Annotated in this window: 23 protein-coding genes; 6 read left to right on the top strand and 17 right to left on the bottom strand. The window is 65.1% G+C overall.

Features of this window, described 5'->3' with window-relative positions; translation table 11 throughout:
• Positions 1 to 105: 105 nt before the first annotated feature.
• Both U5A58_RS17865 and ampC read left to right on the top strand, forming a co-directional pair.
• Positions 106 to 1,674: a purine-cytosine permease family protein gene (locus tag U5A58_RS17865; RefSeq protein WP_321962439.1), complete on the top strand. Its 1,569-nt coding sequence runs from the start codon at positions 106 to 108 to the stop codon at positions 1,672 to 1,674.
• Positions 1,675 to 1,762: 88 nt separating this feature from the next.
• Complete coding sequence (gene ampC / locus U5A58_RS17860) at positions 1,763 to 2,941, top strand: class C beta-lactamase (RefSeq protein WP_321962438.1); 1,179 nt, start codon at positions 1,763 to 1,765, stop codon at positions 2,939 to 2,941.
• A gap of 28 nt (positions 2,942 to 2,969) precedes the next feature.
• Here the strand turns inward: ampC and U5A58_RS17855 are convergent, their stop codons facing one another.
• The 10 genes from U5A58_RS17855 to U5A58_RS17810 all read right to left on the bottom strand — a co-directional run bounded on the left by U5A58_RS17855 (position 2,970) and on the right by U5A58_RS17810 (position 12,701).
• Positions 2,970 to 4,370, bottom strand: a complete 1,401-nt coding sequence (locus U5A58_RS17855; RefSeq protein ID WP_321962437.1) for an ATP-binding protein — start codon at positions 4,368 to 4,370, stop codon at positions 2,970 to 2,972.
• The gene (locus tag U5A58_RS17850) at positions 4,367 to 5,029 is read right to left on the bottom strand and encodes a response regulator (protein WP_201696283.1); all 663 of its coding nucleotides are present in this window, start codon (positions 5,027 to 5,029) and stop codon (positions 4,367 to 4,369) included. The genes U5A58_RS17855 and U5A58_RS17850 overlap by 4 nt, the downstream gene beginning before the upstream one ends.
• Before the next feature lie 87 nt (positions 5,030 to 5,116).
• Positions 5,117 to 6,154 (bottom strand): Ldh family oxidoreductase, encoded by a 1,038-nt coding sequence (locus U5A58_RS17845; RefSeq protein ID WP_321962436.1) that lies wholly within the window; start codon positions 6,152 to 6,154, stop codon positions 5,117 to 5,119.
• Positions 6,155 to 6,245: 91 nt separating this feature from the next.
• The gene (locus tag U5A58_RS17840; protein ID WP_321962435.1) at positions 6,246 to 7,160 is read right to left on the bottom strand and encodes a dihydrodipicolinate synthase family protein; all 915 of its coding nucleotides are present in this window, start codon (positions 7,158 to 7,160) and stop codon (positions 6,246 to 6,248) included.
• Between the two features lie 170 nt (positions 7,161 to 7,330).
• A complete protein-coding gene (locus U5A58_RS17835) occupies positions 7,331 to 8,113 on the bottom strand; it encodes an AraC family transcriptional regulator (protein ID WP_321909521.1) in 783 nt (260 codons plus the stop codon).
• Between the two features lie 100 nt (positions 8,114 to 8,213).
• Positions 8,214 to 9,482 (bottom strand): FAD-dependent oxidoreductase, encoded by a 1,269-nt coding sequence (locus U5A58_RS17830; RefSeq protein WP_321962434.1) that lies wholly within the window; start codon positions 9,480 to 9,482, stop codon positions 8,214 to 8,216.
• The gene (locus U5A58_RS17825) at positions 9,479 to 9,754 is read right to left on the bottom strand and encodes a 2Fe-2S iron-sulfur cluster-binding protein (protein ID WP_321962433.1); all 276 of its coding nucleotides are present in this window, start codon (positions 9,752 to 9,754) and stop codon (positions 9,479 to 9,481) included. The genes U5A58_RS17830 and U5A58_RS17825 overlap by 4 nt, the downstream gene beginning before the upstream one ends.
• Complete coding sequence (locus U5A58_RS17820) at positions 9,747 to 10,916, bottom strand: FAD-dependent oxidoreductase (protein ID WP_321962550.1); 1,170 nt, start codon at positions 10,914 to 10,916, stop codon at positions 9,747 to 9,749. The genes U5A58_RS17825 and U5A58_RS17820 overlap by 8 nt, the downstream gene beginning before the upstream one ends.
• Positions 10,916 to 11,875 carry a 4-hydroxyproline epimerase gene (locus U5A58_RS17815; RefSeq protein ID WP_321962549.1) on the bottom strand — a complete coding sequence of 320 codons (960 nt, stop codon included), beginning with the start codon at positions 11,873 to 11,875 and terminating at the stop codon, positions 10,916 to 10,918. Before U5A58_RS17815 ends, U5A58_RS17820 begins: the two co-directional genes overlap by 1 nt.
• A gap of 118 nt (positions 11,876 to 11,993) precedes the next feature.
• The gene (locus tag U5A58_RS17810; RefSeq protein ID WP_321962432.1) at positions 11,994 to 12,701 is read right to left on the bottom strand and encodes a TetR/AcrR family transcriptional regulator; all 708 of its coding nucleotides are present in this window, start codon (positions 12,699 to 12,701) and stop codon (positions 11,994 to 11,996) included.
• 64 nt (positions 12,702 to 12,765) lie between these two features.
• Between U5A58_RS17810 and shc the strand changes: the two genes are divergently transcribed.
• Positions 12,766 to 14,799 (top strand): squalene--hopene cyclase, encoded by a 2,034-nt coding sequence (gene shc, locus U5A58_RS17805; RefSeq protein ID WP_321962431.1) that lies wholly within the window; start codon positions 12,766 to 12,768, stop codon positions 14,797 to 14,799.
• Between the two features lie 39 nt (positions 14,800 to 14,838).
• On the opposite strand, the gene U5A58_RS17800 is transcribed toward shc, so the two are convergent.
• The 3 genes from U5A58_RS17800 to U5A58_RS17790 form a co-directional block, all read right to left on the bottom strand.
• A complete protein-coding gene (locus U5A58_RS17800; protein WP_321962430.1) occupies positions 14,839 to 16,518 on the bottom strand; it encodes a metallophosphoesterase family protein in 1,680 nt (559 codons plus the stop codon).
• 214 nt (positions 16,519 to 16,732) lie between these two features.
• Entirely contained in the window at positions 16,733 to 17,905 is a 1,173-nt protein-coding gene (locus tag U5A58_RS17795; protein ID WP_321962429.1) for a porin, read from the bottom strand.
• Between the two features lie 220 nt (positions 17,906 to 18,125).
• Positions 18,126 to 18,341 (bottom strand): TOBE domain-containing protein, encoded by a 216-nt coding sequence (locus U5A58_RS17790; RefSeq protein ID WP_321962428.1) that lies wholly within the window; start codon positions 18,339 to 18,341, stop codon positions 18,126 to 18,128.
• 299 nt (positions 18,342 to 18,640) lie between these two features.
• Here U5A58_RS17790 and U5A58_RS17785 point away from each other — a divergent pair, with 299 nt between their 5' ends.
• Genes U5A58_RS17785 through U5A58_RS17775 form a run of 3 tightly spaced genes read left to right on the top strand, consistent with a single transcriptional unit; the run spans position 18,641 to position 23,324 of the window.
• Positions 18,641 to 21,493: a molybdopterin oxidoreductase family protein gene (locus U5A58_RS17785; RefSeq protein WP_415774249.1), complete on the top strand. Its 2,853-nt coding sequence runs from the start codon at positions 18,641 to 18,643 to the stop codon at positions 21,491 to 21,493.
• Between the two features lie 13 nt (positions 21,494 to 21,506).
• Positions 21,507 to 22,373 carry a 4Fe-4S dicluster domain-containing protein gene (locus U5A58_RS17780; protein WP_321962426.1) on the top strand — a complete coding sequence of 289 codons (867 nt, stop codon included), beginning with the start codon at positions 21,507 to 21,509 and terminating at the stop codon, positions 22,371 to 22,373.
• Complete coding sequence (locus tag U5A58_RS17775) at positions 22,374 to 23,324, top strand: dimethyl sulfoxide reductase anchor subunit family protein (RefSeq protein ID WP_321962425.1); 951 nt, start codon at positions 22,374 to 22,376, stop codon at positions 23,322 to 23,324.
• A gap of 55 nt (positions 23,325 to 23,379) precedes the next feature.
• Here U5A58_RS17775 and U5A58_RS17770 read toward each other — a convergent pair whose 3' ends face one another.
• The 4 genes from U5A58_RS17770 to U5A58_RS17755 all read right to left on the bottom strand — a co-directional run bounded on the left by U5A58_RS17770 (position 23,380) and on the right by U5A58_RS17755 (position 25,760).
• Positions 23,380 to 23,556 (bottom strand): DUF1328 family protein, encoded by a 177-nt coding sequence (locus tag U5A58_RS17770; RefSeq protein ID WP_321933658.1) that lies wholly within the window; start codon positions 23,554 to 23,556, stop codon positions 23,380 to 23,382.
• A 225-nt stretch (positions 23,557 to 23,781) separates the two neighbouring features.
• Positions 23,782 to 24,078, bottom strand: a complete 297-nt coding sequence (locus U5A58_RS17765; RefSeq protein ID WP_321962424.1) for a YciI family protein — start codon at positions 24,076 to 24,078, stop codon at positions 23,782 to 23,784.
• Positions 24,079 to 24,090: 12 nt separating this feature from the next.
• The gene (gene catC / locus U5A58_RS17760; protein WP_158760386.1) at positions 24,091 to 24,375 is read right to left on the bottom strand and encodes a muconolactone Delta-isomerase; all 285 of its coding nucleotides are present in this window, start codon (positions 24,373 to 24,375) and stop codon (positions 24,091 to 24,093) included.
• A 53-nt stretch (positions 24,376 to 24,428) separates the two neighbouring features.
• A complete protein-coding gene (locus tag U5A58_RS17755; protein ID WP_321962423.1) occupies positions 24,429 to 25,760 on the bottom strand; it encodes a short-chain fatty acid transporter in 1,332 nt (443 codons plus the stop codon).
• Positions 25,761 to 25,762 lie beyond the last annotated feature (2 nt).

Genomic DNA, 25,762 nt, shown 5'->3' with positions numbered 1-25,762 from the left:
AATAATTAGCCTGCTCCGATCGATTAAAGTGGGCGAGAGACGTTGATAGTGCGTTGACCGGTTGCTTGCATGCACAACCGGATCGGCGTGGCAAGGAGTGAGACAATGAGCGACAACAGCATTACCCAGATCGAAACATTCGGTTTCGAGCGTATTCCCGATGCATCGCGCTACGCGCGGCCCATCGATCTTTTCAGGCTGCTGTTCGGCGGCTGCAATACCTTCTCCACCTCGGTGCTGGGCAGTTTCCCGGTGCTGGTCGGACTCTCGTTCAAGGCAGGCGTGTGGTCCATCTTGCTTGGCGTGCTCGCCGGCACCTGTATTCTCGCGCCCATGAGCCTGTTTGGCCCGCGTAATGGCACGAGCGATCCGGTTTCGTCGGGGGCGCACTTCGGCATACACGGGCGGATCGTGGGCTCGTTCCTCGCGCTGCTTACGTCGATCGCGTTCTTCGCGCTCGCCGTATGGAGTTCGGGCGATGCACTGGTCGGCGGCGCGCATAACATGGTCGGTGTGCCGGTCAACACCTGGACGCTGGGCTCGGCCTACATGGTGTTCGCCGTGCTCGTGGTGGTGGTGTGCATCTACGGCTTTCGCTTCATGCTGTGGGTGAACAAGATCGCCGTGTGGGCCGCGAGCCTCATGTTCGTGGTGGGCGCCTTCGCGTTCGCGGGCGCGTTCGATCCGGGCTACGCCGGCACGCTGCACGAGGGCGGCGCGGGCTTCTGGGTGGCGTTCGTGAGCGCGGTGCTCGTTGCACTGAGCAATCCGGTGTCGTTCGCCTCGACGCTCGGCGACTGGGCGCGCTACATTCCGCAGCACACGCCGCGCCGCCGCATCATGGGCGCTGTATTCGCCGCGCAGATCGCCACCTTCGTGCCGTTCTTCTTCGGCCTCGTCACGGCCACGCTCATCGCGACGAAGGCGCCGAGCTATATTGCCTCGAACGACTACGTGGGCGGGCTGCTGGCTGTGTCGCCGCGCTGGTTCCTGTTGCCTACCTGTCTTATTGCGATCATCGGCGGCATGTCGACGGGCACGACCGCGCTGTACGGCACCGGCCTCGACATGTCGAGCATGTTCCCGAAGCTGCTGAACCGCGTGCGTGCGACCATGCTGATCGGCACGCTCGCTATCGGCTTCATCTTCGTCGGCCGCTTCGCGTTCAATCTCGTGGAAAGCGTCTCGACGTTCTCCACGCTGATCTGCACGTTCAGCTGCCCGTGGATGGCGATCATGGTGATCGGCTTCCTCACGCGCCGCGGGCACTATCTCGCAGACGACCTTCAGGTCTTCAATCGCGGCGGCCGCGGCGGGCACTACTGGTTCACGCACGGCTGGAATCTGCGCGCGATGGGCGCCTGGTTGCCGGCGGCGTTCCTCGGTCTTTCGTTCGTGAATCTGCCGGGGCAATTCATCGGTCCGCTCGGCTCGCTGGCGGGTGGGCTCGATCTGAGCGTCCCGGTTTCGCTGGCAGTGGGCGGCATGATCTACGTCGTACTGCTCACGATCTTCCCCGAGCCGGACGCCGTGTATGGCCGGGAAGGGCGGCGCTTCGTGCGCGGCGGCGCGCGCGCTCATGTCGCTGCGCCGGTTCATGCGCCACGCAGGCACGAAGCGCAGACTGCCAGCGCGGTGCGCGAACTGCAGCGCAGCCCGGAGTACGCCGAGTAAGTCTGGAAGCACGGGTCGCTTCTTTGGCGGCCCGTGCGCGCAGACCGGGTAAGATCACGGCTTTTGCACACCGTGCAAGGAGACGATCTTGCTTCGTTCACTCGCAAGGGTCTGTGCCGGCGCAGTGCTCGTCGCCGTCGCGCTGAACCTTCCCGCCATTGGCGCAGAAGCCGAAACCGCGACCGGCAGCGACGCTCGAATACGCGAAGCCGCGCTCGCGTTCATGCGCGAGAACGGTATTCCCGGTCTCGCGATCGGGGTCGCCGTGAACGGCGCGGCGCGCTTCTACAACTTCGGCGTCGCGTCGAAGGAAACCGGCGCGCCCGTCACGAACGAAACGCTCTTCGAACTCGGGTCGATCAGCAAGACCTTCGCCGCAACGCTTGCCGGTTGGGCGCAGGTGAACGGCAAGCTCGCGCTCGATGCGCCGGTGAGCACGTATTTGCCCGGCATGCGCGGCACGCCGTTTGGCGCGCTTACGCTGATCAATCTCGGCACGCACACCGGTGGCGGCTTCCCGCTGCAGGTGCCCGAAGAAGTCACAAACGACGCGCAGCTGAAGGCGTGGCTCAAGGCATGGCGCCCGCGCTATCCGGCGGGCACGCAGCGCACCTATGCGAACCCGAGCATCGGCATGTTCGCGCGCATCACGGCGCAGCAGCTCGGCATGAGCTACGCAGACGCCGTGGAGAAAACACTCTTTCCGAAGCTAGGGCTGGCACATACGTTCATTCGTGTGCCCGACGGGGAGCGTGCCGCCTATGCGCAGGGCTACAACAGCAAGGATATGCCTGTGCGCCTGAACCCCGGCGTGCTCGCCGACGAAGCCTATGGCGTGAAATCGAATACGCGCGACATGCTGCGCTTTCTCGAAGCGAACATGGGCGAGGTCGAAGTGGAGCCGGAGTTGCAGCGCGCGCTGGAGGCCACGCATGTGGGCTATTTCCGCACGGGCCCGTACGTTCAGGACCTCGTATGGGAGCAGTACGCGCAGCCGGTGAGCCTGAATGATCTCGTGCAGGGCAACGCTAACTTCATGGTGCTGGAGGACAATCCGGCCACGGCGTTGATCCCGCCGCTGCCGCCGCAGGCCGATGTGTTGCTCGACAAGACGGGCGCGACCAACGGATTCGGCGGCTATCTCGCGTTCGAGCCCGCGCGCAAGACGGCCATCGTCATTCTTGCCAACCGCAATCACCCCACCGAATCGCGCGTGCGGTTTGCGTATCGCGTGCTGGAACTGGTGCAGGGCGCGCCTGCGCAGTGAGCCGCAGTGAGCGTGCGTGCGTGCGGCCTCAGGCCGAATCGCTCGTCGCCCGGGCGGCTCGGCTGGCGGGCGCATTCGTGCCGGTCACGGGCTCGTCGTTTGCGGGCAGCCCGCTCACCGCCGCCGTGAGCCCGCGACCACCCGGGTTGTTGCGCAGCGTGAACGTCAGGCCCTGACGCTGCGCGATGCGCGCCACGATCGACAGGCCAAGCCCGCTGCCGGTGCCCTGGGCATGATCGCCGCGAAAGAAGCGGTCGAGCACGCGTTCGAGATCGCCTTCGGGAATTCCGGGCCCGTTATCGATGACTTCGAAGCCGAGCGTGTCCTGCGAGCGCGTGAGCAGGAGATCGATCTTGCCGCCGGCTGGCGTGTAGCGGATCGCGTTGTCGAGCAGGTTGTTCAGCAGCGTGTTCAGTCCGTGCGCGTCGGCGCTCACGTTGCAGATGGACTCGGGTGTCACGGGCGGCCGCGATTCGAGGCCGAGGTCGATGCCTTTTTCCTCCGCGAGCAGCGAGAAGTCGCCGATGGCCTGCTCGCCCAGCCGCCGCAGGCTCACGATCGTGGCGGGCGCGCTCGCCTGCGCATCTTCGCGCGCGAGCGTGAGCAGTTGCTGCACGAGGCGTATCGTCCGGTTCAGGCGTGTTTGCATGCGCTCGAGCGTGCGCGGCTCGCCGTTGAGCGTGCCGTCGTGCAGCGCCGCCTGCCATTGCAGCTTGAGCGCGGCGAGCGGCGAGCGCAACTCGTGCGCAGCGTCGGCGATGAAGGTGCGCTGCGCCTGCGAGGCCGCATTCAAGCGGTCCAGCAGATCGTTGAGCGCGACGACGAGCGGGCGCAGCTCGACGGGCACCGAACCGTCGAGGCGCAACGGCTCCAGCGCATGAGCCGAGCGCGCAGCGAGCAGCGCCGACAGCGCGCGCACTGGCGCGAGCCCGCGCGTCACCACGAACAGCACGAGCACGATCGCCACCGGCACGAGCAGCGCGAGCGGCCACAACGTATGCAGCGCGAGGTGCAGCGCCAGCGAATCGCGCACGGAAATGGGCTGTGCGACCTGAACGAAGCGTTCCGGCTGCTCGATGCCGTACACGCGCCAATGCACTTCGTCGTCTTCGATCGTACGAAAGCCCGTGGACTGGCGCGGCAGGACAGGCGTTTCCTGCGAGCGGTAAATCAGCTTGCCTTCGCGGTCCCAGATCTGGATGAGAATGCGGTCGTCGGCGATCTCGTCGAAGCCGGGGCTGGACTGCTCGACCTCGCGCGCCGTTGCGACGTTCGCGGGCATGGAAAGCGCCACGGCATGCAGCTCGTAATCGAACAACTCGCCCGCTTCGTCGCGCGCGGTGTGAAAAATGCCGTAGCCCGCCACCAAGGAAGCGGCCGCGAAGCCGCAGATGAGCCAGCCCAGCAGGCGGCGGCGGATGGAATTCATTCCGGTCTCTTGAGCCGATAGCCCACGCCGCGCACGGTCACGATCTGGTCGGTGCCGATCTTGCGGCGCAAGCTGTGCACATGCACCTCGATCGCGTTGCTGCCGACTTCCTCGCCCCAGCCGTACATGCGCTCTTCGAGCTCGGCCTTCGTGAATACGCGCGCGGGCTGTTCGATAAGCACGCGCAGCAGCGCGAATTCGCGCGGCACGAGCGCGACGCTCTCGCCGTCTTTCGTCACTTCGTGCGCAGCGGGGTCGAGCGAGAGGCCGCTGTGCGTGTAGACCGGCTGCTTCTGGCCCGTGCGGCGGCGTAGCATGGCGCGCGTGCGGGCGGCCAGTTCGTCGAGATCGAAGGGCTTGATCAGGTAGTCGTCGGCGCCGGCGTCGAGCCCGGCGATGCGGTCCGTGACCGAGTCGCGCGCGGTCAGGATCAGCACGGCCGCTTCGCCGCCCTTGCGGCGATAGCCGTTGAGGACCTCGATGCCGTCTTTCTTCGGCAGCCCGAGGTCGAGCAGCACGAGGTCATAGACGTCGTTGTCGAGCGAAAGCTCGGCTTCCCGCCCGTCGCGCGCCCAGTCGACGGCATGACCCTCGCGGCGCATCGAGTCGAGCACCGTTTCGGCAATCATTTCATCGTCTTCCACCAGCAACAGGCGCATCGCTCGCTCCCCTTATTCCAGCCTTACATTGTCGCTCATCCCGGCTTAACCGGTGCTTAAGCGTCACGCGAGGGGAGCGCCCGGCAATCAGTCGAGGAGCTTCAGCACATCGTCGTAGAGCGCGCGCGGCACCTTCACGCCGTCGCGTTCGCTGCGCCCGCGCGCCTCGAACCGGCGCTGCGACGGCAAGCGCGCGCCCTGCGCGGTGATGGCGGCGAAGAGCCGCTCTGCACGCGCCTGGCCGGCTGCATAGCCGTCACCGCCAAAACGCCGCGGGTCGATCGCGATGACGAGCTCGCCGTGGCAAGGGCTCGCACCCGCGCCGCCGTCGAAGGCCTGCGACTCCATGCTCGTGAGGTCGCCGATCAGCGCGCCCGCAAGCAGCTCGATCATGGCCGCGAGCGCCGAGCCCTTGTGGCCGCCGAACGTTTGCATCGCGCCGTCCAGCGCGGCGCGCGCGTCGGTGGTGGGCTGGCCGTCGGAGTCGAGCGCCCAGTGCGGCGGAATGGGCTTGCCCTCGCGCGCGTGCAGTTCGATGTCGCCGCGCGCAATGGCGCTCGTGGCGAAGTCGAACACGAACGGCAGGCCGCCTTCGCGCGGCCACGCAAACGCGAGCGGATTCGTGCCGAACACGCCGCGCGTGCCGCCCGCCGGTGCAACCCAGCTATGGCTCGGGTTCATCGCGATGCCCACGAGTCCTTGTGCCGCGATGGCTTCGACCTCGGGCCACAGCGCCGAGAAGTGAAAGCAGTGGTTGATGGTCATCGCCGCGATGCCCTGGCTGCGCGCTTTCTGCGCGAGCGCGGGCAGGCCGGTTTCGAATGCGAGCAGCGAGAAGCCATAGTGCGCGTCCACGGCCAGCACGCCGGGCGCAATATCGCGCAGCGTGGGCTCGGCGCGCGCGTCGACCTTGCCGCTCTTGAGCGAACGCGCGCAAACGAGCAGACGATAAATGCCATGCGAGTGGCATTCGTCGCGCTGGCCTTGCGTGATGACGCGCGCGATTGCATCGGCATGCGCCTCGGACATGCCGTGCCGCAGCAGCACGTTGCGCGAGAGCGTGAAGACTTCGTCGAGCGTGAGGACGACCGGTTCGGGGGCGTCGTTCGTGACGGTGCTGGACATGGCATCCCGTGAAAAAAGACAAACCGGGCCAACGTGGCCCGGTTTCGGTGATCTGGAAAAAGCGCTGGAGAGAGGCGTGCTTACGTCAGTCTTATAGACCGACGTCCGGCAGGGCGGGGCGCGTCGCGAGCGCCTTCTCGACCACGGCCTTCACGTGCGCGAGCGCCTCGCCTTCGAGCGGCAGGCGCGGCGGCCGCGTGATCGCGCTGCCGCGGCCCACCAGCTCCTCGCACAGCTTGATGCACTGCACGAGGTCGGGGCGTGCGTCGAGGTGCAGCAGCGGCATGAACCAGCGATACAGCGCGAGCGCTTCGTCAAAGCGCTTTTGCTTCGCAAGACGGAAAAGCGTTTCGCCTTCCTTCGGGAACACGTTCGACATGCCCGAAACCCAGCCTTGCGCGCCCACGGCCACGCTTTCGACCACCACGTCGTCGAGGCCCGCGAACAGCACGAAGCGGTCGCCCACGGCATTGCGCAGATCGATGAAGCGGCGCGTATCGCCCGACGAATCCTTGAAGCAGACGATATTTTCGCAATCCTGAATAGCGATCAGGATGTCGGGCGTGACGTCGTTCTTGTAGATCGGCGGATTGTTGTAGACCATCACCGGCACGTCGGTGCTGGAGGCCACGGCGCGGAAATGCGCGGCCGTTTCGTGCGGCTTGGCGGAATACACGAGCGCCGGCATGACCATCACGCCGTCCACGCCCACGCGTGCCGCTTCCTTCACGGTTTGACGCGCGAACTCGGTGGTGAATTCGGCAATGCCCGCGATCACCGGCACCTTGCCGCCGGCGGCGTCGCGCGCGGCTTCGATCACGGCGATTTTTTCATGCGTCGCGAGCGAGGTGTTCTCGCCGACGGTGCCGCACACCACGAGGCCCGACACGCCGTCCTTGACGAGATTGCTCACCACCCGGTGCGTGGCGTCGATATCGACCGAGAAGTCCGCCTTGAACTGCGTGCTGACGGCGGGAAACACCCCGCTCCACTGGATAGCGCTCACTGTGACTCACTCCTTGAATGCGTAGCGGCTTGCGCCGCGGTACGTGTTGAATGTGAGTGCAGTATCGCTGTCCAAATCGTTTGGCGCTTGGGGCCTTTCGTGCTTCAAAAAGACGAAATCTGCATAGTCGGGCGTGGCCTGGGGAGAACCCTGGCCTGCACACGCGAGGCTTAGGCGCCGGGCGTCTGCGCGCTGGCGGGCGCTTGCAGCAACGCGCGATACTGGCTTGGCGTGACGCCCACGGTGGCCTTGAATTGCCGCGTGAACGCGCTGTGATCGTTATAGCCGCATTGCGTGGCGATGTCGGTGATGCTCAGGTCGCTCGCGAGCAAGACCGAAGCCGCGTCCAGGCGCGTTTTCAGCAGCATCTGGCGCGGCGTGAGGTGGAAGATCTTGTGGAAGTAGCGCTCGATCTGCGCGACCGACATGTTGATGAGCTTCGCCAGGTGCGCAAGCTTGAGCGGCTGCGCATAGTTGTCCTGGATGTACTTCGCGGCGACCGCGAGCCGCTGGTAAGCGGGATGCGTGCCTTCGGCGGCCTGCAGGTCGCGCGAAATGCCCGCCACGCCCAGCACGCGGCCGCGCGCGTCGTGCAGCGGGACTTTCGAGGTGAGGCACCAGCCCGGTTGCCGGCCCGGATACAGGTGCAGTTCGAGCTGGTCGATGAGACTGCTGTCCAGTCGCACGACGGCCTGGTCCTGCGCGGTGTAGCTGTGGCCGAAGCGGGACGGGAAAACCTGCTCGGCCGTCTTGCCGAGCAGCGCGCGTTTGTCCTTGAAGCCGCAGCGCGCGGCGAGCGTGGTGTTCGCGATCACGTAGCGCGCCTCGTCGTCCTTCACGAAGAACACCACGTCGGGCATGGCGTCGAACAACGGCTCGAGCATGGTGAAATGCGCGACCATCTGCGCAAACGTGGCGTTTTCGAGGGCGGCGGGCAGGACCAGTTCGGGCATCGCGTGGCGCTTGGGGCGGGATCGGCAGAAAACTCCATTGTGCCGATTTGCGCGCGGCCGCGCATCTGCAACAAAAAACGTGTGCGGTGCTTTTTCCGCGCTAAGGCGTCGTTTCCGCGTGCAGCAACGTGTCAATGCGCGCCGGCGAGAACGGCGGGCGCTGGCCGTTTTGCGGCCAGCCGAAGCAGAACGCCGCCGCTTCGCCGCAAATCTTGCCCTGGCAGGGGCCCATGCCGCAGCGCGTCTGCAGCTTGGCGTCGCGCCACGACGCATGGCGGGCAACGTCGCGATACGCGACGTCCTCGCACCGGCAAAACACGGTGTCGGGCTGCGGGAGCGCGCGCAACGCGGGAGCGAGTTCGAACGCCGCGTGCAGGCGCTCGGCGAAACGGCGGTAGCGTTCACGCTCGGCGAACAGCTGCCGGGCGTTCGTGTTGTCCCCGAGCGCGGCGTATGCGGCGATGCGGCCTTCCACCGCCGCGAGTTCCATGCCGCCCACGCCCGTGCATTCGCCAGCCGCGTAAATGGCTTCGGCGCAGGTCTGTTGCCATTCGTTCGCGGCGATGGCGGGAGCGTTGGCGTGGGTGTCCAACTTGCAACCGAGCGCTGCGCCAACGCCCGTATTGGGCACGAGGCCATAGGCGCACGCGAGCCGGTCGCAATCGACCAGTATTTCGTTGTTGCCGCGACGCACGCGCACCTGCGTCACGCGCGTAGTGCCGATTGCCTCGCTCACGTAGGCATCGCACCAGTACGGCGTGGCGCGCAGATCGAAGCGCATGCGAAGCGCCTGAGCGAGTTTCGCGGGCGTATGGACGAGGCCCGCCGCGAAGCGGCGCACCGCTTGCGGCGGCGCCTGTTCGACGATGGCGGCGATCGTCGCGCCATGCTGGCGCGCGGTCACGGCGGCGGCCCAGAGCAGCGGCCCGCTGCCTGCGATGACGATCCGCTCCCCGCGCACGGGCATGCCACCCTTGATGAGCGCCTGCAATCCGCCCGCGCCGGTGACGCCCGGCAAGGTCCAGCCGGGATAGGGCAAGAAGCGTTCGCGCGCGCCCGAGGCGACGATGAGCTTGTCGTAAGCGAGCGTGAGCGCCCGGTCGGGGCTTTCCGCGAGCAGTTGCCGCCCCGGCAGCGCTTGCACGATGCGGGTTCCGCTTAGCAGCGTGACGTTCGCGCGCGAGGCGAGGGTATCGAGCACGGCGCGCGCGGGGCCCGTGGCGCGATGGCCGGGACCCTGACGCCAGATCTGGCCGCCAGGCAGCGCATTGTCATCGACGATGCCTACGCGTTTGCCCGCCTCTGCGGCGACACGCGCGGCGTTCAACCCGGCCGGTCCGGCGCCAATGATCAGGATATCGAACTTCATGGCGCTGCATTCCCGGTGAGGACGTTCATGTCCGCGACACAAACCGTCTGGCATGCCAGTCGATGCGGCACGCCGTCGATGGTGACGCGGCATTCCTGGCAGATACCCATGCCGCACAACGGCCCGCGCAGCGCGCCGGTCACCGAACGCCGCGTGACGGTCGCGGCGTTTTCCACCTTTGCGGCAATTGCGATGGCTGCGGCCACCGAACTGCCCGCCGCGACGCTCACTTTGCGGCCGTCGATCGTCAACGTCGTACTGGTTTCAGACATGCACGGCCCCCTGGGCAGCGAAGCGCGCGGGGAGATACGGCGTCGCGTCGATCTCGGCGGGGCGTCCAAGCATTTGCGCGGCAATCAGCTTCGCGGTGCCGAGCGCTGTGGTGACGCCAAGGCCCTCGTGTCCGGTGGCGAGCCACGTGGACGGATGGCTGTCGTCATCGGCGAACGGGGCAGCGGGGCCGATCAGCGGCATGCCGTCGCTCGATGCCGGGCGAAAGCCCGTCCATGCACGAATCGCGTTGAGCGTGGGCAATTGCGGCAGATATTCGGCTGCGCGGCGCAGCATGCGCGCGAGAATCGCAGGCTCGACGGCGGGGTCCGTGCTGTCGAACTGGCGCGACGAGCCGATCAGCAATTGCCCGGTCGGCCGCGGCTGCACGTTGAACGCAACAGAGGTTCCGCTCGCGTTGTGCGCGCTCTTGATATAGCCGAGTTCGAGAATCTGATGGCGAATCGTGCGGGGGTAGCGGTCGGTAATGAGCAGGTGGCCCTTCTTGGCCTGCAGCGGCAGGCGCGGCAGTAAATCGAGCGCTTGCAGTCCGTTCGCGACCAGCACCGCGCCCGCGCCGATGACCTCGCCATCGGCGAGATGCACGCCCGCGCGGTCGATACGCGTGACTTGCGTTTGCGTGCGGCAAGTAATGCGCCCGCTAACCGGTTGTTCGAGCAACCATGTTGCTACGGCAGGCGCGTAGACCACGGCGTCGTTATCGACGATCATGCCGCCTACCAGGCCATGGCGCAGGCCCGGTTCGGCTTCGCGCAACTGTTGCGCGTCGAGCATCGAGCACGCCACGCCTTGCTGGTGCAGCGCCTGCTGGCGCGCTTGCGCGAGCGCCAGTTCCTCGTCGTCGGCTGCGACCCAAAGCGTGCCGCAGCGCAAGAACGCATGGCGCTCGTCGAGCTGCGGCGCGAGCGCGTGCCACAGCGCCAGCGACCACGCGCTCAGGGCGAATTCAGCAGGCGTGTCGTCCATCACGACTAGGTGGCCCATGCCGGCTGCTGTCACGCCGCCGCCCACGCCCGCGCGCTCGATCACGAGCACATTCAGGCCCTGCGCCGCGAGTTCATGCGCGCACGCCGCGCCCACGATGCCCGCGCCGATTACGACAACATCGACGACAACATCGTGTTGACCGCTCGAACCTTGCATCACGCGGGAATGCCCCACGCGAACGGATCGTCGTCGGCGAAAATCAGTTTGGACTCCGCGCTAATATGCGCGCTGCCGCGAATGCTCGGGCGCACATGGCCGGCGGGGAGTTCAGACGCGGTTTCATAGCTCGCCTCGAACACGCTGCCGATAATGCTTTCCTGGCGCCACTGCGCGCCGGGCGCGAGCGTGCCGTCTGCGGCGAGGCAGGCGACCTTCGCGCTCGTGCCGGTGCCGCACGGCGAACGGTCGTAGGCCTTGCCGGGACATAGCACGAAATTGCGGCTGTCGATGCCCGCAACGTCGGAGTGCGCGAAGAGTTCGATATGGTCGATCAACGCGCCGTCCGCGCCGGTGATGCCGTTCGCTTCGAGCGCCTGGCGCATGGCCCACGTGGCTTCGGTGAGCGCTTCGACGTTGCCCGCCTCGAGCGTGAGGTTGTGATCGGCGACGAGGAAGAACCAGTTGCCGCCCCAGGCGATGTCGCCATGCACTCGGCCGTAGCCCGGCACGTCGAGCGGCACGGCCTGGCGGTAGCGATACGCGGGCACGTTGTGCACGGTGACGCTGCCGTCGGCGTGCAGTTCGGCCTCGACGTTGCCCACCGGCGTTTCGATGCGATGCACGCCGGGCGCGATGCGCCCGAGATGCGCGAGCGACGCGATGAGGCCGATGGTGCCGTGCCCGCACATGCCGAGAAAGCCGACGTTGTTGAAGAAGATCACGCCGGCGGAGCAGGACGGATCATGCGGCTCGCACAGCAACGCGCCGACCATCACGTCCGAGCCGCGCGGCTCGTTGACGACGCCCGCGCGCACGCGGTCGAAGTCGCGACGGAAAGCGGCGAGGCGTTCGGCGAGCGGGCCGTGGCCCAACTCGGGGCCGCCTGCGATCACGAGGCGCGTAGGCTCGCCGCCCGTGTGGGAGTCGATAACGGTCAGGGTTTTCATGCCGACAATCGTAGGTCGCGCCATTTTGGCCGTCTTGCTCGAACGGCCCTTGCGCGGTGACGATTTCGGCATAGTGCGCCGCGTGTGAATGCGCGGCGCTCAGGGTGATCCCTGACGCATGCTTTCTTTAGTCTTTCAAGAGCGCCAGTTGCTCCAGCTGGCGCACCACTTCGGCGCGCAGGCGCGGCGGCATGTTCTGGTAGCCGAGCAGGTCGGAGATCCACAGGCCGTCCGCGGCGAGCCGGCAGATCATCAGGCGTGCGGCGGCTTCGAGCGGCAGCGGGTCGGGGCGCGTCCACTTGCGCATGGGCGCGGCGTAGCGCTCGCGAATCGCGGGGTCGGTCATCATCGCGGCCACCAGCACGCGCAGCACGTTGGTGCTGGCGGCGGGGCTTGTTTCGTCGATGGTCGTGTGCAAGTAGGCGCGCGCGGCGGCGCCGTGTTTTGGCGCGCCCTTTGCCTCGCCTTCTTCGATGCGCGCATGCATCTGCTGCTCGAATCGCTCCAGCGTCTGCTCGAAGAGCGCATCGAGCAAGCCCTGCTTGTTGGCGAAGTGATATTGCAACGCGCCCTTGGTCACGCCCGCGCGTTCGGCTACCGCGTCGAGCGTGACGGCAGGTACGCCCTGGTCGGTGGCGATATCGGAAGCCGCCTGCAGCAATTGCGCGCGCACCTGGGCCGGGGCTTTCTTGCGGCGCGTGCCGGCGGCTGGAGCGGCTTCCTCGCGTGGGGAAGGGGGCTTCGAGGCCGCGGGGGCTGATGGAGCCGCTGCGTCAGCCGCCTTCGCGCTGTGCCTTGTCGCGCGCGCGGGCGCCTTGACGGAGGAGTCTTTCATGGCGGCGATCATACCATTGCAGGCTTCGCGGCTAAACATTCCGTACGGATGGTATGATCCGCCGATGAAAAAAATCCCCCCGCCTTTTACCGCTTCCGCAGCCGCCATGGCGGCGCTCGACGCCTCGATCATTCGCGGCCGCGAAGCGCTCGTGCGACAGCAGGATGCCGATGGAAGCTGGTGCTTCGAACTCGAATCGGACGCCACGATCACCGCCGAATACATCCTCATGATGCATTTCATGGGCAAGATCGACGTGGTGCGTCAGGAGAAGATGGCGCGCTATCTGCGCGACATTCAGCGTCTGCAAACGCACGGCGCATGGGACCTCTACGTGGATGGTGCGCCCGATGTCTCGTGCAGCGTGAAGGCGTATTTCGCGTTGAAGGCGGCGGGGGACCCGGCGAGTGCGCCGCACATGGTGCGCGCGCGGGAAGCCATTTTGAAGCTCGGTGGCGCGGCGAAGTCGAATGTGTTTACGCGCATTCTCCTCGCCACCTTCGGTCAGGTGCCGTGGCGCGCCACGCCGTTCATGCCGATCGAATTCGTGCTGTTCCCGAAGTGGGTGCCCATTTCGATGTACAAGGTCGCCTATTGGGCGCGCACGACCATGGTGCCGCTGCTCGCGCTCTGTTCGCTGAAGGCGCGCGCGGCCAATCCTCATGATGTATCGATTGCCGAACTGTTCGTCACGCCGCCCGAAGAGGAGCGCGAATACTTTGCGCGCGGTAAGGGCATCCGCCGGTTCTTTCTCGCGGCTGATCGGGCGCTGCGCCATATCGAGCCGCTGCTGCCGCGCGCGCTGCGCCAGCGCGCCATGAAGCACGCCGAGGCCTGGTGCGCCGAGCGCATGAACGGCGAGGACGGCATGGGCGGCATCTTTCCGCCGATCGTCTACAGCTACCAGATGATGCAGGTGCTTGGGTATCCTGAAGATCATCCGCTGCGCCGCGATTGCGAGAATGCGCTGGAAAAGCTGCTCGTCGAGCGCCCGGACGGCAGCGTGTATTGCCAGCCGTGCCTTTCGCCGGTCTGGGACACGGCGTGGAGCACGATGGCGCTCGAGCAGGCGCGTACGGTCGTGCCCGCCGATCCGGCGTCGGCAACGATCACCGGGCACGAACTCGAGCAGCGCATTGCGCGCGCGTACGAGTGGCTCGCAGCGCGCCAGGTGGACGACGTGCGCGGCGACTGGATCGAGAACGCGCAGCCGGACACGCCGGTTGGCGGTTGGGCCTTCCAGTATGAGAACCCGTACTATCCCGACATCGACGACACGGCCGTGGTCGTCGCCATGCTCCATCGTCGTGGCCGCACGGAGGCCCGCAAAACGGGTGTGGACCCCTACGCGGCGCGCGTGACGCGAGCGCTCGACTGGATGCGCGGCCTGCAATCGCGCAACGGCGGCTTCGCCGCTTTCGACGCCGATTGCGACCGCCTCTATCTGAATGCGATTCCGTTCGCGGACCACGGCGCGTTGCTCGACCCGCCAACCGAAGACGTATCGGGCCGCGTACTGCTGTGCTTCGGCGTGACGGGCCGCACCGAAGACAAGGCGGCGCTCGCGCGCGCCATCGAGTACGTGAAGGCCACGCAGCACGCCGACGGCAGCTGGTGGGGCCGCTGGGGCACCAACTACATTTACGGCACCTGGAGCGTGCTGGCGGGCCTCGCGCTCGCAGGCGAGGACCCGACTCAGCCGTACATCGCACGCGCGCTCGCGTGGCTGCGCGCGCGCCAGCACGCCGACGGCGGCTGGGGCGAGACCAACGACAGCTATATCGACCCGCGCCTCGCCGGCACCAATGGCGGCGAAAGCACGTCGAATTTCACGGCATGGGCACTGCTCGCGCAAATGGCGTTCGGCGACTGGGAATCCGAATCGGTGCGGCGCGGCGTGGCGTATTTGCTATCCGTGCAGCAGGAGGACGGGTTCTGGTGGCATCGCTCGCATAATGCGCCGGGGTTCCCGCGTATCTACTACCTCAAGTATCACGGGTACACGGCGTATTTCCCGCTGTGGGCGCTGTCGCGCTACCGGCGGCTGGCGGGCAGTGCTGTCGAAGTGCGCGAAGTGGAAGAAGCCGCACTCGCATAGTGCATTCGACGCGGGGCGCAAGCGCCCCGCATTGCTGGCTTAACGTGACTTCGCCAGCGTAATCGTTTCGAACAACTCATAATTCCCGGTCGGCGTATGATCGGCGCCCGGCGCGTGATAGTAGTTCATCGTGATCGTCGTCTTGCCGCCGTGCGTGCCGGGATCGACGTCGAACACCGCAATGCCATAACCCGTGCCCGTATCGCGCTGCGCCGACCAGATCGCGTCTTCGAGCGCATCGGCAGTCGGGCGCGCGAAGGTCCCCGCGGTCGCGCCCGGCACCGGGTGGTTGGGCTTCGTGAACACCTGTGCCTGCGGATTGCCGTTGCCGGCATCCACGCCATACACGTCGAGCGGCGCGCTCGTGCCGCCGCCGCCGAGGATCAGGTGGATCGTGCCGTGGCTCGTGTCGAAGGTGTTGCCCGCGCCCTGGGCATGCGTGACGGGACGCGGCTGCAGCGTGTCGACGCTCACACCGGTCTTCGCGTCGACGCCCGCGTGATGATTGCAGCCGCGCACCGGGTAGCTGCGCTCGTAGTCGTGATCGTGGCCGCACACCACGAGATCCACGCCATAGCGGTCGAAGAGGGGCAGCCACGCTTCGCGTATGCCCTTGTCCGAGCCATTGCCGGTTTTCGACGAGCTGAGCGCGTCTTGGTGCATCTGCACCACGATCCAGTCGATATCGTCGTCGTGCTTCGCTTGCTTCAAGGTCTCTTCGAGCCAGCGCGTTTGCACGCCGTTGCTGTAACCGCGCACGTAGAACGACGAGCCGGGCTGGATGGGCGCGTTGCCCGTGCTCGCGGCGGGCACGAGCGGCGAGGGGCCGGCCACGAAGGCGGCGGCGTCCTGGTAGACCACGTCGTCGGCGTCGAGCGAGACGAACAGCACGTTGCTCACGCGAAAGCTGTACCAGCGGCCCGGAAAATGCGTGCCGTTATCGGGCAGCGTATAACGCGTGAGATACGAATTCAGGCCCTGTGCACCGTTGTAGAACTCGATCTCGTGATTGCCGGGGCACGGCATCCACGGACGGTTCGCCGCCGACGTCTGGTTGTTGTTGCCGAAGTCGCGCCACACATCGGTCTGGTGCGCGGGATTCAGGTTCGCGTAGCAGAGGTCGCCATTGAGCAGATGAAAAAGCGGCTGGAAGCGCTCCACGGCTTCCACGGCGAAGCGGCTTTGCGGCGACGAAAGCACCCAGCCGGTGTTCGGCGTGGCGAGGTCGCCGTAGCTCGTGAAGCGAAACGGCGCGCGGGCACGCGGCGCGGTGGCGAAGCTCGAACTGAACGGGCTGCTCGCGTGGCTGTCGTTGTCGGCGGTGACTTCGTAGCGGTAGGTCGTGGCCGGCTCGAGGCCGCGCAGCCGCGCGTGATACGTGAACACGACATTGCCCGTGAGCCCGTCGGTATAGGTGCGCTGAATCGCGTGCACGGTCTCGCGCTTGCCGCGATCGGCGCTGTAGATCACGCGCGGATTCGTGGAAGAGGCGAGCGATGCCCACGAAACGACGACTTCGCGCGTCGGGTCTTCGCCCCAGGTGAGGTGGATCTGCTCGGGCGTGCCGTCGGGTGTGGCGGCGTCGGCCTTCGCGCTGCCCGCAAACGCGCTGGCGGCGCTCGCAAAGCCGGAAGCGCCGGCAAGCTTCAGGAAGCCGCGGCGCGAGACACTGGCGCCGCTTTCGGTGGATGCATTCTCGGGGATGTCTTTTTTCGTCATGTCGTCTCGCCTTGGGAGCAGAAGGCGAAGCCTGCGCTAACGGACTTGCATGACTGACGCGCGCGGGCGCAAGCATCGCAGGGTGAGTGTCTGCGCAACGATGGCGCGCTTGCATGACCTGGCGATGACACCGCCCTTATTCTACGCAGCACAGCGGGCCGCGCTTTTCCCGCGCGGCCCGCTGCGACTTCTCGGTTAGCCGTTAAGCATGAGCTTAGAACTTCAGGCGCATCCCCGCCGCGACGACGGCTTGTGTATTGCTCGACGAAGCCGCGAGGTTATAGATCGACGCATTGCCGAGCACCGGAATGCCTTGCGCTCCGGAAACGCGCTGATACACGCCCTCCAGATACACATCGGTACGGCGGCTCAGCGCATAGTCGGCCTGGAGCATGAACTGGTTCCAGTGCGGCGACGCGTTGCCCTCTGCGCGACTGACCGAACCGTCCGTATAGGTATAGGACCCGCCCAGGCTCAGTTGCGGCGTGAGCGCGTAACGGCCGTTCAGTTCGAAGTTATTGAACGTCAGGTAGTCGGCGTCGAACGCGTTGAGCGAGCCGCCCTGGGCGATCTGCGTGGGTTCGGCAACCATCGTGCGCGTGAACACGAGGCCCACCTTGGCCGGCCCGATCGTATAGCTGCCGCCCGCGCCAAGCGTGCGGGTGCGCGCGGCCACGAACATCGGATCGTTGTCGGTGCCGCTGCCGGCGCTCAGCGCGCCGTTGGTGGTCGAGCCGGGCTCGTTGCCCTGGAAGTAGGCCACGGCCAGGTTGATCGGGCCGCCGTTCCACGAAGCGCCCATCGTGTAGGCGTTATTGTTCGAGAAGCCGCCGCCCTGGTTGCTGAACGCGTAGGCGCCTTCCACCTGGAAGCCCGCGTAGGTTGCGCTGCGGAACTTGACGGCGTTGTTCATGCGCACGTCGTTGTTGAGGTTGTCGTTGTCGAACGGGTGCATCGCGAGGTTGCCGCCGAAGCCGGAGCCCGTGGCCGACATGGGCGCGATCATGTCCACGAGCGCGTCGTACTGGCGCCCGAGTGTGAGCGTGCCGTACTGGTCGCTGCCTAGTCCCACCCACGCTTGCCGGCCGAACATATAGCCGCCGTTGGAGCCCTTGCCGTTGACGACCGAGAAGCCGTTCTCGAGGTCGAAGATCGCCTTGAGCCCGCCGCCCAGGTCTTCCGTGCCGCGCAGGCCCCAGCGGCTCGTGCTCACGTTGCCGGACTGCATGCCCCAGGTCGTGCCATGACCCGTGGAGGACTTCTGATTGCTGACGTAATCGAGGCCCGCATCGACCGTGCCGTACAGCGTAACGCTGCTTTGTGCGTGAGCGTTCGTGCAGGCGGCGGCCGCCGCGAGCGCGAGGATGTTCAACAACGCTTTTTTCATTTCGGTTCCGTAGAGAAGGAGAAATCTTCGTGTGTGGCGGAACCGGAAATTTAGGCGCGGGCAATGACGCAAACGTGTCGAAAATGGCCCTTAAAATGAAACTTCGTTTAGGTTCTTGATGCCTTCAGTTCATGGGGCGCGTTAGGTTTCAAATGATGGTTGATAATTCAACCAAATAGCAGAGAGCCGACGCTGACAGGCAGCCGGTCGAAATGACGCGTCAAGGCACTGAAAGGCTGACGTCAGACGATTTGACGATGGCAACGACCATCGCGCCGGCTTTCAGGCCGAGCTGGTCCAGAGTCCGGGTTTCGATGACGGAGGTGAAGATGCCCGCCGCCGTGGCGACATCGACCTCCGAATGCTCCGCTCCTCTGATGATGCCGACGATTCGGCCGGGGAACTGGTTGCGAACGCGGGACGCTGGAATATCCATGATTCGCAAACGTATGGAGGTTGGGTGGCGAAGCGCTGGACCATACCGCGCCGCCTGGCTTTCTGGAAATCAGGGTTTCCCGCAGCAGGGTAAGCTTATCGAAACTATCGGATTTCGTGATGGCTGGTATCCGGAATGCAAAGTTGAGTAGTCAATCACACAGGCCTACCATTTCTAGCGCATAGATGGCGTGCCGTGGCGGTTCCCGGACACCCGTCAGTCGTTATTGGAGGCCTCTAGTGGACCACGGCGCCCGAACTCAAGACGAAAAGCTGGAAATCAAGACCACGACCTGCTACATGTGCGCGTGCCGCTGTGGCATTCGCGTGCATCTGCGCGAAGGGGAAGTCCGTTATATCGATGGCAACCCCGAACATCCCTTGAACCAGGGGGTGATCTGCGCGAAAGGGTCGTCGGGCATCATGAAGCAGTATTCGCCGGCCCGCCTCACGCAGCCGCTCATGCGCAAGCAGGGTGCCGGGCGAGGCGAAGCGCAGTTCGAGCCCGTTTCGTGGGACGTGGCGCTCGAAACGATCGAGAAGCGCCTCGCCCATCTGCGGGCAACCGACCCCAAAAAGTTCGCGCTGTTCACCGGCCGCGACCAGATGCAGGCGCTCACCGGCCTTTTCGCCAGGCAGTTCGGCACCCCGAACTATGCCGCCCACGGCGGCTTTTGCTCCGCGAACATGGCCGCGGGCATGATCTACACCATGGGCGGATCGTTTTGGGAATTCGGCGGCCCGGACCTCGACCGCGCGAAACTTTTCATCATGATCGGCACGGCGGAGGATCACCACTCCAATCCGCTCAAGATCGCCATTTCGAAGTTCAAGCGTGCGGGCGGCCGCTTCATTGCGATCAACCCGATCCGCACCGGCTACGCGGCCATTGCCGACGAATGGGTGCCCATTCGTCCCGGTACGGACGGCGCGCTGTTCATGGCGCTGATCCACGAACTGATCGAGGCCGATGCGTACGATCACGAATTCGTCAAGCGCTTCACCAACGCGGGCGAACTGCTGGACATGCGCACGCAGAGCCACACGTTCGGCCTGTTCGTGAAGGACGCGAACCTCCCAGAGGGCAATCCGCTGTTCCCGCAAAACCATCTGTGGTGGGACGAGAACACCGGCCGTGCGGTGCAGCATCACACGCCCGGCGCGCAACCCGCGCTCGACGGCCGCTATGTGCTCGACGACGGCACGCCGGTGGCGCCTTCATTTGCGCTGCTGCGCGAGCGCTTCAAGGAGACGACGCCCGAATGGGCGCAGGAAATCACAGGCATCTCGGCCGACACGATCCGCCGCCTCGCGAGCGAGATGGCGCAAACGGCGCGCGACCACAAGATCACGCTGCCGATTGAGTGGACGGACGCCTGGGGCGTGAAGCACGAAAGCGTGACGGGCAACCCCATCGCTTTTCACGCCATGCGGGGGCTGGCCGCGCATTCGAACGGCTTTCAGTCGATCCGCGCGCTCGCCGTGCTGATGTCGCTGCTCGGCACGATCGACCGGCCCGGCGGCTTTCGTCACAAGTCGCCGTATCCGCGCGCGGTGCCGCCATCGGCCAAGCCGCCAAGCAGTCCGAACGATGTCAAGCCGAATACGCCGCTGCCGGCCGGGCCGCTCGGCTGGCCCGCGGCGCCGGGCGACCTCTTTATCGACGAAGCGGGCGAGCCGGTGCGTATCGACAAAGCCTTCTCGTGGGAATATCCGCTCGCGGTGCACGGCCTGATGCACAACGTCATCACGAACGCGTGGCGAGGCGACCCGTACCCCATCGACACCTTATTGATCTTCATGGCCAACATGGCGTGGAACTCGTCGATGAACACGAGCGAGGTCCGCAAGATGCTGACCGACCGCGGGCCGGACGGCGAGTACAAGATTCCGTTCCTCGTAGTGTGCGACGCGTTCCAGTCGGAAATGACGGCGTTCGCCGATCTGATCCTGCCCGACACGACCTACCTCGAGCGGCACGATGCGATGTCGATGCTCGACCGGCCGATTTCGGAGTTCGACGGGCCGGTGGATTCCGTGCGCGTGCCGGTGCTCGAGCGCACCGGCGAGTGCCGCCCGTTCCAGGAAGTGCTCGTCGAGTTGGGCAGCCGCCTGAAGCTGCCCGCATTCACGACGGCCGAAGGCAAGCGCAAGTACAAGGACTATCCGGACTTCATCGTCAACTTCCAGACCGCGCCTGATTCCGGCGTGGGCTTTTTGATTGGCTGGCGCGGGAAGGACGGCGACAAGGCGCTCGTGGGCGAACCCAATCCTCGCCAGTGGGAGGAATACGCGAAGCACAACTGCGTGTTCCATTACACGCTGCCGGAAGAACTTCAGTACATGCGCGGCGTCAATGGGCCTTACCTGCAATTCGCCGTGGAGAAGGGATTCCGGAAGTTCGCAGAACCCATCCTGATCCAACTCTATTCGGATGTCATGCAGAAGTTTCGCCTCGCCGCGCAGGGCAAGACGGATGCGCGCCAACCGCCCGAGCACTTGCGCGCGCGCGTTGAGCGCTATTTCGATCCGCTGCCTTTCTGGTATGCGCCGCTGGAACTCGCGACAACCGATCTCGAACGCTACCCGCTCGCGGCGGTCACGCAGCGCCCCATGGCGATGTATCACTCGTGGGATTCGCAAAATGCATGGCTGCGGCAGATTCACGGCGAGAACTACCTGTACGTGAATCCGCGTATGGCGCAGGAAAACGGCATCGAGGACGGTGGGTGGATCTACGTCGAATCGCAGTGGGGCAAGGTGCGCTGCATGGCGCGCTACAGCGAGGCGGTCGAGCCGGGCACGGTGTGGACGTGGAACGCCATTGGCAAGGCCGCCGGCGCATGGAATCTTGGCCCGGACGCCAATGAGTCGCAGCGCGGTTTCCTGCTCAATCACCTGATTACCGAAGAACTGCCTTTCGGCGACGGCCGGCGCGTTTCGAACTCGGACCCGATCACTGGGCAGGCCGCGTGGTACGACGTGCGTGTGCGTGTCTATCCGGCGGAGGCAGATGCCGACCACACACTGCCGCAATTCGCGCCGATGCAACCGCTGCCGGGTTCGACCAGCACGGTTGGCCGGATTCAGGCGTATTTCGCGGGCGGTGGCAAGTTTGCCGCGCGTTTGCGCAATGTTGTGACAGGCAAGTAAGGAGGAATCCGAAATGACGCAAATGGCGTTGGTGATCGACCTGAACGTCTGTGTGGGGTGCCACGCGTGCGTGACGAGCTGCAAGGAATGGAATACCTCGGGGCAGGCGGGGAGTCTTGCGGACGTGCGCCCCTACGGCGCGGACCCGTCCGGCACCTTCTTCAACCGCGTGCAGACCTATGAAGCCGGGGAGTTTCCGAATTCGGACACCATTCACTTCCCGAAATCGTGCCTGCACTGCGAGGACCCGCCGTGCGTGCCGGTTTGCCCCACGGGCGCGAGCTTCAAGCGCAAGGAAGACGGGCTCGTGCTCGTCGACTACGACAAGTGTATTGGCTGCAAGTATTGCTCCTGGGCCTGCCCGTATGGCGCGCGCGAACTGGACGAAGAGCGCAAGGAGATGACCAAGTGCACGCTGTGCGCGGACCGCATCTATAACGAGGCGCTGCCCGAGCGCGACCGCAAGCCCGCTTGCGTGCTCGCGTGCCCGACATCGGCGCGTATTTTCGGCGACATTCACGACCCCGAGTCGGATGCGTCCAAGGCGATTCAGGCGCGCGGCGGCTATCAGTTGATGCCCGAGTGGGGGACGAAGCCCTCGAACCATTATCTGCCGCGTGTGAAGACCGAAAGCAGTTGTGGCAGCGGTTCGTGCGGGTGCGGCGGTGGCGCATCGGCGGCGTCGCCGGTGAACATGCTCGAAGCCGGCGAGCCGATCAACCTCGCGAGCCTGGCGATCCGGCGCGGCACACCGGCCATGTCGCGCGATAAGCGACTCGACGCTCAACTGGATTCGGGCAAGCTGAATCTGGCCGCCTTTGCAACGCGAGTGAAGTCGCTATTCACGCGTGCGCGGCCGGTCGCGACGAAGGAGATTTGAATGAGACCCGCATTTTCGGTTGTTTTCCTGACCACGCTTTCAGGTGCGGGGCAAGGTCTGTTGATCGCGCTCTTTGGCGTCGAGTGGCTTGCGCGGATGCATCCCGAGTGGACGGCGTTGCAGGGAGTGCCGCAGCAGTTCTATATCTGCGGTGCGGGGCTCGCGGTTGCGCTCGGCGCGCTAGGGCTCTTCGCTTCGGTCTTCCATCTTGGGCACCCGGAGCGCGCGTGGCGCGCGATCGCCATGTGGCGCACTTCGTGGCTTTCGCGTGAGTGTCTCGCGCTGCCCGTGTTTCTCGCAACGACGTTCCTCTATGGTCTGGCGCATTGGATGCATGCACCGTGGTCGTTCACCATCGGCGCGATTGCCGCGCTTGCGAGCGTCAGCCTTTTTGTCTGCACGGCCATGATCTATGCGTGCCTGCGCTTTCTGCAGGAGTGGGCCACGCCGCTTACCCTGGTGAATTTCGTGCTGCTCGGCTGTGCCTCCGGCTTCACGATCGCAACCGCTAGTGCCGCGTGGCTTGCGCCCGGCGTCGTGCCGGGCCTCGGGTTCTCGGCAGGCGCGCTGATTGTGGTCGCCTGCGTGGCTCGCGTTGCCGCGCTCGCGCGCAATCAACGTTTGCATCCGCGTTCTACGTTGCAAAGCGCCACGGGCATCAAGGCCGGGAAAATCAGGCAGATTTCGCGCGGCTTTACGGCGAGCGCCTTCAATTTGCGCGAGTTCTTTCATGGCCAGTCCGACGCCGTGATGCAATGGGTCAAGTGGGGCTTTCTCGTGGGCGCGTTCGTCGTGCCGCTGGCGCTGCTTGCTCTGGCGCTGCATACGTCCTCCGCAACGTTGTTCGTCGCGGCATGCGTTATTCAGTACGCGGGACTCGTTGCGGAGCGCTGGTTTTTCTTCGCGCAGGCGCGTCACCCGCAGAACCTGTATTACCAGCGTGCGGCCTGACGGGGGCAAGAGGGCATCGGCACCGCCGATGCCTCGGTACTCGTTCACGCCCCGGTCAATCGACGATTTTCTTCGTGACCACGAGTGCGATCACGAGGAATACCACGCACAGCACCACGAAGATAAAGAACAGGATCTTGGCAATGGCGGCGGCGCCGGCCGCCAAGCCTGTGAAGCCGAACAAGGCCGCGATCACGGCGATCACGGCAAAGAACAGGGCCAGCTTGAGCATGGTCGATTTCCTCCTCGCGTGAGAGCGCAGCCATGTAGGCTGTGCTGCTTGATGGACTGACGGCGCACCTGGGCAGCAATCGATGTGCCCGAGCCGGATGGCGAATGAAAAACGGCCCGGCGTGTGGAGGTGCACGCCGAGCCAAAAACGGCGCTGCACAGGGGAGCACAGCGCCGTCGAGGGTCGATAGCGAACTTCGCGTTCGCGAGGAACTGCGCGTCGCGCTTACAGGTAGGAGGTTCCGTCGATATAGGCCTTGCGCCAGCGAACGATCTTCACGCTCTCGAACAGCCCGACATGTGTGAATGGATCTTGCGCGATAAAGTGCTCGGCTTCTTCACGGGTTTCGAGGTCGACGATATAGATGCCGCCGCCCGCGCTGCTGCCGTCGTCGTTGAGTTTCGCACCGCAGGCGAGCAACAGCGCTTTGTTTTGCGCGAGAAATTCCAGGTGCGCGTCGCGCTCGCGCACGCGCACCTCGGCGTGGCCGGGCTTGTCGAACGTTTCGATGAGAAAGGGCATGGCGCGTTCCTCTTAATTGGGCACGATGGCCGACGGATGCTGGGCGAGCGGCGTCACGCTGATCTTCATGAACGGGAAGAGCGGCAGCGCGGAAAGCAGCGTATGGAGTTCGTCGTTCGACTCGACATCGAACACGCTGTAATTGGCGTATTCGCCGGCCACGCGCCACAAGTGGCGCCATTTGCCTTCTCGTTGCAGCTTCTGCGAGAACGCTTTTTCTTCGGCCTTCAGGGCGTCGGCGAAGGCGGCGTCGGTGCCGTGCGGAATCTGCACCTGCATGTGCACGAGATACAGCATGAATCGTCTCCGTTAAAGGTATGGGTTCAGGGGCGGGTTCGTTTCAGGTCCCGTCAGCCCCAGGCGAGAATCGCAACCGAATAAACGATGCCGATCCAGAACATCATGATGACCGTGTAGCCCATGATGTCCTTGAGTTTGAGCTTCGAGAGCGCGAGGGCCGGCAAGATCCAGAACGGCTGCACGAGATCGTTCCATGCGTTGCCGAGCATCACGGCCGTCGACGTATGGCCCACGGAGGCGCCGATCGTCTTCGCCGCTTCGATCATGAATGGTCCTTGAATGACCCAGTGGCCGCCGCCCGAAGGCGCGAAGAAGTTGATGACGAACGAGCTGATCAAGCCCCAGAACGGCAGCGTGGCCGGTGTGGCGACCTTCACGAACGCTTCGGAAAGCGTATTCACGAGACCCGACGACGCCATGATCGCCATGATGCCGGCGTAGAACGGGTACTGCAGAATGATGCCGCTGATCGTCCGAATGCCTTCGTTGAGCTTCTCCACATAACGGATCGGCGTGCCGAGCAGCAGGATGCCGAGGAACAGAATGAAGAAGTTGATGAGGTTCAGGTCGATCGAGCCGCCCTGCACGAAGTGCAGCGCGACATAACCCATGCCGATCAGGCCGATCACATAGCTCAGAATGCGGCTGTTGTTCAGGCGGTTGGCGAGCGTGTTGCCTTCGTCGAGATCCACGCCGAGTGCGGCTGCCTTCTGCTGCTTTTCTTCCATGGCGCGGTCGATCTCCTTGATCGGCTGGCCGGGCTTCGGATGCAGCCATGCGTTCAGGAGCGGCAGCGTGATGATGGTCACGAGGCTCGTGATGAGCATGGTGGGCGAGAAAATCGTTTCGGAGAGCGGAATGACGCCCATTTGCGCTTCGAGCGGATGCCCCTTCGTCGAAATCAGCACGGGAATGCTCGCCGAAAGCCCGAGGCCGTAGAGCGTAAAGCCGCTATAGGCCGAAGCGATGATGAGCGGATAATGCACGCCTTTCACACGCAGCGCGAGTTTGCGCGCGACGATGCCGCCGACCACGAGGCCGAAGCCCCAGTTCAGATAGCTGCCGATGCCGCCCACCAGCGTCGCGACAATGATCGCCATGCGCGGGTCGTTCACGCGTGCGACGACTCGGTTCAGGAAGCGGTCGGTGAGCGGCGCTGTGGCGAGCACGTAGCCCATTGCGAGAATCACCGCCATTTGCGTGGTGAACGCGAGCAGCGCCCAGAAGCCCTTGCCCCAGCTCGTGGTGAGGGCCGTGACGGCTTGCCCTTGCACGATCACGGCAAGCGCCATCGTCAGCAGCGTGAGGCCGATCGCGAACACGAAGGGATCGGGCAAATACCGGCGCATCAGCTCGGTAAAGAAAGCGGTGACTTTCTGCATGG

The sequence above is a fragment of the Paraburkholderia sp. J7 genome, assembly GCF_905220155.1.
GTDB lineage: Bacteria > Pseudomonadota > Gammaproteobacteria > Burkholderiales > Burkholderiaceae > Paraburkholderia.
Note: the sequence above shows the minus strand (reverse complement) of the source record. Positions and strands in the feature narration are given on the sequence as shown.